Here is an 8965-nt window from a genome sequence, read left to right as displayed (position 1 = left end):
GATATGGCTTTCGTAACTTTAGCAATTTTAGATTACGCAGTTTATTAAACTGGCATTTTAGTATTGATTCTCCATAAAACTAGCGGAAGAACCACCTTTTTTTATGTAAAAAACAAAATACTTTTAGCTGCAACTCCTAACCAAGGAGCTAATTGTTTGGCAATTGGCTCTAATTTTTGCCAAATTCCTTGACCTGCATTAAAGGTTTCGTTCGCTTCTTTGAGGACTTTACTAGCTTTTATCAAACTTGTTGCCGCAGTGTCTTTGTCTGGTTCTTTTTCTTTAACTGCGTCAGTTGCATAATCCAGATGTTTAAGTGCTTGTTTCTTTTGGTCTTCTGGTAAATCGGAATTACGAAATATGGATTCAATTTCTGCCATTAATTCCGCAACTTCAGGTAAGGTCAATTCTTTCTCAGCCTCACCCTGAGTATTTTGCTGATTTTGGGTCATGTCGCCAGCAGCTTGTCCAACTTGAACACCTGAAAATTGTCCGCCGCCAATGTTGAGGGACATTCCTCCAGGATTTTTGGGCTGTGAGTTGTTTTCTGACATTTTATTTGCTTGATAAAAACATAACTTTATTTAAGCTCTAATCCAGATTGAGCAGATAACTTTCCCGAATATTAAAAAAATTACGTATATAGTAAGCTAATTAATACACTTACGGATGGCAAGTAAATTCACTTATTCCTAGTTTCCACCTGTAGATACAGCTTCAACTTTTATATAAAGAGCTTCTCCAAGTTTCATTGCCTGGTAGAGTCAGGTAAGGAGAGATATATTCGTTTTTAGTTGTGAGACACAATACAAACCTGAACAATGAGAGAAGAACTAATAACGATAGCCAAATATGAACTTCCGTGAAGAGTTTAAACTGCTGCTACGCGCCCGCTACCCCTTAATTTATATTCCGACATACGAGGAAGAACGGGTAGAAGCAGCTATCCGGGAAGAAGCAACCAACCAGGGTAATCGCCCAGTATATACTTGGGATTTTGTCGATGGCTACCAGGGAAACCCCAATGATGTGGGGTTTGGGCGACGTAACCCGTTGCAAGCTTTAGAATTTATCGAAAAATTACCAGCTTCCGCACCTGCGGTATTGATTCTCCGAGATTATCATCGCTTTTTAGATGATGTAGCGATCGCTCGTAAACTCCGCAATCTGTCCCGACTTCTCAAATCGCAACCAAAAAATATTGTTTTACTGTCGCCACGCATCGCCATCCCTGACGATTTAACCGAAGTGTTGACAGTCGTCGAGTTTCCCTTACCCGCCGCCCCAGAAATTAAAACTGAGGTGGAACGCTTACTACAAAGTACTGGTAACTCCCTTTCGGGCAAAGTTTTAGATGACTTGGTACGCTCTTGTCAAGGGCTTTCGATGGAACGGATTCGCCGGGTTTTGGCAAAAGCGATCGCTACCCACGGTGAATTGCAACCAGAAGACGTGGATCTCGTTTTGGAAGAAAAGCGCCAAACTATCCGCCAAACCCAAATCTTGGACTTTTACCCCGCCACTGAGCAAATTTCTGATATTGGCGGACTAGATAACTTGAAAGACTGGCTGATTCGTCGGGGAGGTTCATTTACCGATAAGGCGCGACAATACGGATTACCGCACCCCCGTGGTTTAATGTTAGTGGGAATTCAGGGAACTGGTAAATCGTTAACGGCAAAAGCGATCGCTCATCACTGGCATTTACCCTTGTTACGTTTGGATGTGGGAAGGTTATTTGGTGGTTTGGTGGGTGAATCAGAATCTCGGACTCGGCAAATGATCCAAGTAGCTGAAGCCCTTGCTCCCTGTATTTTGTGGATTGATGAAATAGATAAAGCCTTTGCCGGACTTGGTAGCAAAGGTGATGCCGGAACAGCCAGCCGTGTGTTTGGTACTTTTATTAACTGGCTAGCTGAAAAAACCTCACCCGTTTTTGTCGTCGCCACTGCTAATGACATCCAAGCTTTACCCCCGGAAATGCTCCGTAAAGGGCGATTTGATGAAATTTTCTTTGTGGGATTACCCACCCAAGAAGAGAGAAAAGCAATTTATGACGTTCATTTATCCCGATTGCGCCCCCATAACTTAAAAAGTTATGACATCGAAAGGTTAGCTTATGAAACGCCCGATTTTTCTGGGGCAGAAATTGAGCAAACTTTAATTGAAGCGATGCACATTGGATTTAGCCAAAACCGCGACTTTGCTACTGATGACATTTTAGAAGCAGCCAGTCAGATCATCCCCTTAGCGCGAACAGCTGTAGAGCAAATTCAGCAACTCCAAGAATGGGCTGCTGCTGGGAGAGCGCGTTTAGCATCCAAACACAATCCTTTAAGCGAACGCCTCCGGCGCACTACGTGAACGCATTCAGCAGTAGCTACAATAATTGGTTAGTTAATAATTGCTAGTCAATAATCAACAGTTAATCATGAATTACTATTGACTATTGACCACTGGTGATCAGGTTTTAAATATGTTGTCTGGCTTCATAAAGTTTATACTTGGGTTTTTCTTAGCGATCGCTGTGCTAATAGGTGGTGGCGTTGCAATTGGACTCTATTTCATGAATCGCACCGGCATACCCCCTGCCAAACCCGTTTTTTCTAATGATAGTCCCTCGGTGAAAGCCCAAGCTCCCAAAGCAACTGAGCCTGGAGGAGCTAAACCCACTCCTAAACCTGGGACAAAGGCTGAATCGTCTCCAAGCCCAAACTCCACTCCCACAGAATCACCAAAGGCTACCCCATCACCAAAACCATTGCCATCGGGAGCTTACCGAGGGCGTGTTAGTTGGTCTGAAGGCTTGAGTTTGCGATCGCAACCAAATCAAGAAGCTGAAAAGATTGGTGGGGTTGCTTTTAATCAAAAAATTATTATCTTGGAAGAAAACCAAGATAAATCCTGGCAAAAGATTCGTTTGGAAGGTAGCCAACAAGAAGGTTGGGTAAAAGCAGGTAACACTCAAAAAGTTGATGAGAAACCAGAAGATACACAACAACCAGAGCGATAACAATAATTTACAACTTTTCCATAAATTTAATTGCTCTGAAACACTTGCAAGAGCAGATGCCCTCCCCCCTGTCTCTTCTGGTTAATTACTTGTAAAGAACCATACACAAAACCAACACAACACAGAGCAAGCCGTATAATTAGGTGTAGTCATAACTTGAAAAAAACAAGTGGAAACAGGGGTAGATAGCTATTTAACCAAGCTTGCCTCAGTCTACGAGGCATCCGAAAGCGTCAAGGTTGTCCCTAGCGTAGCTAATTTCAAATTCAAGAATTTGGAAAAGTTATCTAGTGGTGCGGCGATGCGTCTTTTATCCGTGGCACTGATTACGGGGCTTGTGAGTATCGCTGGACAAGCTTTAGCACTCCAGAAAATAGGAAGTAATGGCGCTGAAGTTTCTAGTAGCCAGAGGTGTTTAAAAAAGTTAGGCTACTTTAACGGCCCGGTGAGTGGCAAGTTTGCTAGCTTGACTCAGAATGCTGTGATCAAATTTCAGCAGGCCAATAGAATCGCTGCTGATGGTGTTGTGGGTGCTAGTACTCAAATAGCCTTGCAACGAGCATGTCAAAGTAGAACTTTTAGCAGGAATATCAGTGGTGGTCAATATCCTGTTCTCTCCCAAGGCAAAACTGGTGCAGCCGTCACAAGGTTACAACAGCGTTTGCGGCAGTTAGGCTATTTTAATACTGCTGCTACTGGGAATTTTGGCCCAATGACTAGAGATGCTGTTGCCCGATTCCAGCGAAATTATGGCATATCTGCTAACGGGATTGTGAATCAACAAACTTGGAACGCATTACTGGGTTCCTCTGCGGCTCCAGGCAGATCAAAGCTCTCTACTCAACAAGTGAAAGAATTACAAGTGCGTTTGCGGCAGCTAGGTTATTTTAATATTGCTGCCACTGGGAATATTGGTCCAATGACTAGAGATGCTGTCACCCGATTTCAGCGAGATTATCGCCTACCTGTTAATGGCATCGCCAATGCCCAAGTCTTGGAGTCAGTGCGTAGAGCCTCAACACCTGGATATGCTGCTCAACAAACAAGCAGAAGTTATCTGACTGTAGACGATCAAGGAGATAATATCAATTATACTTACAATAACGGTTATGTATATGGTGATACTAATGACTATGTAGCACCTCAGACTAATCGCTATGCATTACCTCCTACCAATGCCTACGTTGTACCTGTGAGTAATGGCAACACATTAGTTGCTAATAATCCTTACAGAGTAATAGTGCCAATTTCCAATAATGATACTCTGAGTAAAGTGCAACAATATATACCCGATGCTGTCACGGAACAATCCCATCTAGGGGATTATGTGAATGCTGGGGCATTTAGCGATCGCGCCCAAGCAGAAACACTAACGAAAAAGCTTCGCTCATTAGGTCTTGATGCACGGGTAAAATACAATTAAATAATTCGTAATACTCGTCAAAGGCGAGAAGCAAGCTACATAATTCGTAATTCGTAATTAAATTGACAAACTCAATTGGGAACCTTCTTGAGTTTTATTCACTTCAATCCTGGCTTGGAAAGCTTCTTTGAGGTGGGGCATGTGAGTGACAGTGAGGATGCAGGCGAAATCGGAAGCGATCGCATTAATCGCTGCAATCAAGCGATCGCATCCTTCAGCGTCCTGTGTACCAAAACCTTCATCTATAATCAACAATTGCAACGCCGCCCCCGCCCGTTGCGCTAATAATTTCGCCAGCGCTAAACGGATGGCAAAATTAATTCTAAAGGCTTCTCCACCAGAGTAAGTTTCATAAGCTCGTGTTCCTCTAGAATCGGCGATTAAAATATCTAAGGTGTCTATCAGCTTGGCATTTTTCTTAGTTGATTTAGCACTGCGTCCAGCTTTTTGAGTAATAAACTGTACATGAAACTGATTTCCACTCAGCCGTGAAAGTAGTTGATTTGTCTCAGCTTCCAGTTGCGGTAACACATTCTCAATCATCAGTGCTTGGATACCATTTTTACCAAAAGCTTGCGCTAATTCCTGATAAACACGACATTCCTGCTTGCAAGATTGTAATTGCTGCTGCTGTTGTTCATACTGAATTCGCAGCGTTTCTAATTGATGCGCCAACTGCTCTAAACGCCCTAATTTGGCAATTTGCTCATCGAGTTGCCGTCTGCGGATTGCTAACTGCTGCTCTAAAGCTTGAATTTGGGCAGATGGGTTAGCTGTTGCTTGTAATTGCTGGATAATGCTTTCGATTTGCCCGCCAAGTTTTTGCCGTTCCGTTACTCTGGCGCTTCTGGAATCCTCTAACTCTTGCAATCTCGTCTGGAGTTGCGGATACTGCTGCTGGGCTGACAGCAGTTGTTGATACCGCAAATGCCAAGATTGAGCTTGGCGGACAGCCATACGCAGATTGTTGTGCTGCTCGGAACTGTAACCAATTTCGGTAATGTGACGCTCAAGAGCCGCAATTTGTTTAGCACATTCAGAATCAATCTGATCCTGCTGGATTTTGGATTGTAATTGAGCAATTTGGGATTGTAATTCTGGTTTTCGGGCTAATAGTTGCGCTTGTCGCTTAGTAGCATCCTTAATCTGCCCTTGTTTAATTTCTGCCCATCGCCAACGCTCAACTTCGCTTCGGGCAAGGGAATGGTCTTGTTCATTATAATTAACTTGTTGCAGATATTGGTCTAGCTGCCGGAGTTCGGTTTGTTTATCGGGAGCGTAATCACCAGCTTGGAGCGATCGCTCTAAATGTTGTTTTTCGGCAGCAATTTGCTGTAACTGTTGTTGAACATCAGTTGTAGCTTCTAACTGGGCTGCTAACTGTCCCCGTTGTTCGCGTAAACCATCGTAGCCCGCCAATTGTTGGGATATTTCCCGATATTCCTGCCTAAGTACCTGAATTTCTCTGTCTGACACCGCCATTTGTTCTCGCACTACCCAAAACTGCCCTTGGGTATCCTCTAACTCAGCCTGGGTTTTTTCCACCACCCGACTCCAGTGATGTTCATCCAGTGGACGTTCGCATAATGGACAAAGTGCTTCAGGATTTTGGAGCATTTGCAATTTTTGCTCTAATTCTCCCAGCAGTTTTTCATAGTCGCGTTGATGGGCTTGCAGACGTTCGATAAAGTGCCGCCTTTCTTGCCCTTTTTCTTGGACTCGTTGTAGATAAACCCGCTTTTTCTCCAGTTCCTCAATTTGGATTGCTACATCCATCACCGCTTGTTGCAGTTGCGGTTGGCGACGGTGCTGGCGTTGCAATTGGTTCTCAGTACTTTGGAGTTGTTCGAGTCGCGCTACTAAACCAGCATGAGTGCGATCGAGTTGGCTTTGTAAAGTTGCTCGTTGTTGCAACAAGGGAGTAACTTGCATTTGCAATTGATCTAAACGAGCAACATGGTGACGGGCTGCGGTTAGTTGTGATAAAGCAGCTTCGACTTCACCTGATTTAGTCAGAGTTTGCTGAATATCTTGCTCTTGTTGCTGCAAAGCTTCGATTTGGGCTTGGGCTTGTTGTAGTTGCCGTTCGATTTCGTGAATTTGTTTGGTAAGCTGTTGTTGCTTTTGTTGGCGAGTCTGCCCAGCGCGGGTATATTCTTCAAATTTCGCAGCAAAAGCTTCTTCTTGAGATTGGAGACTTTGATATTGGGCGTATCCAGCTTTAATTTCAGCTTCTTGGTGTAACATTTTTTCTAAATCTGATAGCTGAGAGCCAATAGCTGATTGTTCTTGTTGGAGGCGATCGCAATCTTGGCTAAGATTTTGGTATTGTTGCTTTACAAAACTGAGTTGTTGTTCCCAATTTTGGCGCTGGTGCTGGACAACTTGCAAACTTTGTAATTGAATATTATCAAAAGCTTGTACCTGTTGTAGTTGGTTGAGTTCGGCTTCTAACTCAACTCTTTGCGCTTCGGTTGTCTCGCGTTGTTGCAACTGAATTTTAATCGACTCCAAAGAACGCTCTAACTCTACTGCCCTTGCTTTAAACTGACGAGAAGATTCCTTTGCCCGTTCTTCCAAATCATCATACTGATTGAGTTTCAACAACTCCGCTAAAATTTCTTTGCGTTCCGTGGGGCGTTTGAGCATGAACTCATCTGCACGGCCTTGCCGTAAGTAAGCAGAATTAATAAATGTATCGTAATCGAGCTTGATGTGTTCTAAAATCAAATCCTGTGTTGCTCTTACCCCTTTGCCAGTGAGTGAGCGAAACCCAGATGGTATTTCTATTTGAAATTCAAGAACGCTAGTACCTCCCCGAATTCGGGTACGAATCACCCGATATTTTTGCTGGTTGCTTTGGAAAGTAAAATCAACTCGAACTTCTTTCGCCCCAGAATAGATCACATCATCTTCAGCAGTGGCGCGGCTTTCACCCCAAATTGCCCAAGTGATTGCTTCCAAAAGTGAAGATTTACCCGCACCATTGGAACCCGAAATACAAGCCGTATGCAAACCACGAAAATCTAAAGTTGCATCACGGTAACTAAGAAAGTTTTTGAGGATAAGTTGTACTGGGATCATTCAGGCTATAGCGCCACATCTACTTTTAATAATTAACAGTACAGATGCACTGTTTGTTAGTTTAGCTATCTAGATATCAGGTTTCTAGTCTTGAAGACATCAATTTTACAAAATTTAACAATAGGTTAAGTCAATTTTTCTTGTTGCATGAAGAAGTTTTGCTGTCTTCGGAGAAAAATGAAACTCATCTGGAGGCTTTTAGTTTTTTCTTTCTGTTGTCTGAGAAGAAAACATTCTTATTTGATTTGTGAGAATTGAAAGTTACAGATCCCTGACTTTTCAAAGAAGTCGGGGATTTTGTCTCTTAGGAATTATTTAGGATTGCTAGAGTCGCCAAGAGAGAATTTGCCATTGGCTAATTGCGTAGGCGTAGCCCGTCTTAGACATCGCCATCACTTGACCTTGACCGAGGTATCAACAGGTCAATATATGTACCGAGAGCAAATTTGGTTAAATCTAGAAATGGAGGGCGACTCTTCTCGTCAATAACTGCAAGTGTGAGAGAACCGTCAAGATAACAGCATTGATATTGATGCGATCGTGCAAGAGGTACGCGAAAAGATAAAACCCCTCATTCAAAAACGTTGCGGCACAATGCGGGTGCTGGATATGAGTCAACCCATTGGGTTAAATGACATCTATACCAGCGTTAATATTTTGGATAAAATCACTGGACAGCGGCGGTTAGGCATTGATGAATTATTACAACAGTGTAAAAGCCAGGATTTTGACCTCTTTGGACTCAACAGAATTACTGAAGAACGATTGCCAGGACTGGAAGCGGTTGAGAAATATTCCAAGCTAATGATTTTGGGTAAACCAGGTGCAGGTAAAACCACATTTTTGAAATATTTAGCGATTCAGTGTATTGAAGGTGAATTTCAGATAGTAATGAACATAAATTTAAGAGAGAAGAATATTTGACACCATGTTACAAAATACCGATCAACTCCCCTTAACATTTGAGCAAATTCTTACCCTAGTGAAACAACTGTCTGATTCCGAAAAATTGTTACTTAGCAAAGAGCTAGAAAAATAAACTTTGAATAAAAAGTTAACACAGTTACTAGAAATATTTCAAACCGATGAATTATCTCCAGAGGAAATTACAGAGGAAGTAGAAATCGTCCATTCTCAAATTTATGCCAAAAAACAAAACAATCAAGATAATCATTGAGACTAATCTTTGGATTAGCTTTCTAATTGGTAAGAATTAAAACAACCACAAAACATTTTAATTGAAGAAACAATTCAAGTGGTAGTTTCTGAAGAGATATTAGAAGAAACTATGTTGGTTACTAAACGTATTAAGTTACAAAATATTTTCCGCCTAACAAAGTCAATGAATTAATTCAAATTTTGCGGACTATTGGTTTATTTATAAATATAATATCCGAAGTTGATCTTTGTCGGGATGCAAAAGATAATTATCTTTTAGCAGTAGC

General features: G+C 42.2%; 8 protein-coding genes. 6 read left to right on the top strand and 2 right to left on the bottom strand.

Features of this window, described 5'->3' with window-relative positions:
- Positions 1 to 101 precede the first annotated feature (101 nt).
- A complete protein-coding gene (locus V7K25_RS23620; protein WP_335161124.1) occupies positions 102 to 554 on the bottom strand; it encodes a hypothetical protein in 453 nt (150 codons plus the stop codon).
- A gap of 298 nt (positions 555 to 852) precedes the next feature.
- On the opposite strand from V7K25_RS23620, the gene V7K25_RS23615 reads away from it, so the two are divergent.
- The 3 genes from V7K25_RS23615 (at position 853) to V7K25_RS23605 (ending at position 4436) form a co-directional block, all read left to right on the top strand.
- Complete coding sequence (locus tag V7K25_RS23615; RefSeq protein ID WP_335161122.1) at positions 853 to 2364, top strand: AAA family ATPase; 1512 nt, start codon at positions 853 to 855, stop codon at positions 2362 to 2364.
- Positions 2365 to 2476: 112 nt separating this feature from the next.
- A complete protein-coding gene (locus V7K25_RS23610) occupies positions 2477 to 3013 on the top strand; it encodes an SH3 domain-containing protein (RefSeq protein WP_335161126.1) in 537 nt (178 codons plus the stop codon).
- 169 nt (positions 3014 to 3182) lie between these two features.
- Positions 3183 to 4436, top strand: coding sequence for a peptidoglycan-binding protein (locus V7K25_RS23605; RefSeq protein ID WP_335161120.1), 1254 nt, complete (start codon positions 3183 to 3185; stop codon positions 4434 to 4436).
- A gap of 57 nt (positions 4437 to 4493) precedes the next feature.
- Here the strand turns inward: V7K25_RS23605 and V7K25_RS23600 are convergent, their stop codons facing one another.
- Complete coding sequence (locus V7K25_RS23600; protein ID WP_335161119.1) at positions 4494 to 7520, bottom strand: SMC family ATPase; 3027 nt, start codon at positions 7518 to 7520, stop codon at positions 4494 to 4496.
- A 351-nt stretch (positions 7521 to 7871) separates the two neighbouring features.
- On the opposite strand from V7K25_RS23600, the gene V7K25_RS23595 reads away from it, so the two are divergent.
- The 3 genes from V7K25_RS23595 to V7K25_RS23585 all read left to right on the top strand — a co-directional run bounded on the left by V7K25_RS23595 (position 7872) and on the right by V7K25_RS23585 (position 8697).
- Entirely contained in the window at positions 7872 to 8009 is a 138-nt protein-coding gene (locus tag V7K25_RS23595) for a hypothetical protein (protein WP_335161117.1), read from the top strand.
- Between the two features lie 51 nt (positions 8010 to 8060).
- A complete protein-coding gene (locus V7K25_RS23590) occupies positions 8061 to 8444 on the top strand; it encodes a hypothetical protein (protein WP_335161115.1) in 384 nt (127 codons plus the stop codon).
- Between the two features lie 118 nt (positions 8445 to 8562).
- Entirely contained in the window at positions 8563 to 8697 is a 135-nt protein-coding gene (locus V7K25_RS23585) for a hypothetical protein (RefSeq protein WP_335161113.1), read from the top strand.
- Positions 8698 to 8965 lie beyond the last annotated feature (268 nt).

It is taken from the genome of Nostoc sp. (assembly GCF_036919495.1).
GTDB lineage: Bacteria > Cyanobacteriota > Cyanobacteriia > Cyanobacteriales > Nostocaceae > Nostoc.
The sequence above is the reverse complement of the archived record's forward strand: the minus strand, read 5'-3'. Positions and strand labels throughout refer to the sequence as shown.

Coding starts and splice junctions, on each gene's coding strand:
- V7K25_RS23620 (WP_335161124.1), bottom strand. CDS start 554: ATGTCAGAAAACAACTCACAGCCCAAAAATCCTGGAGGAATGTCCCTC.
- V7K25_RS23615 (WP_335161122.1), top strand. CDS start 853: ATGAACTTCCGTGAAGAGTTTAAACTGCTGCTACGCGCCCGCTACCCC.
- V7K25_RS23600 (WP_335161119.1), bottom strand. CDS start 7,520: ATGATCCCAGTACAACTTATCCTCAAAAACTTTCTTAGTTACCGTGAT.
- V7K25_RS23610 (WP_335161126.1), top strand. CDS start 2,477: ATGTTGTCTGGCTTCATAAAGTTTATACTTGGGTTTTTCTTAGCGATC.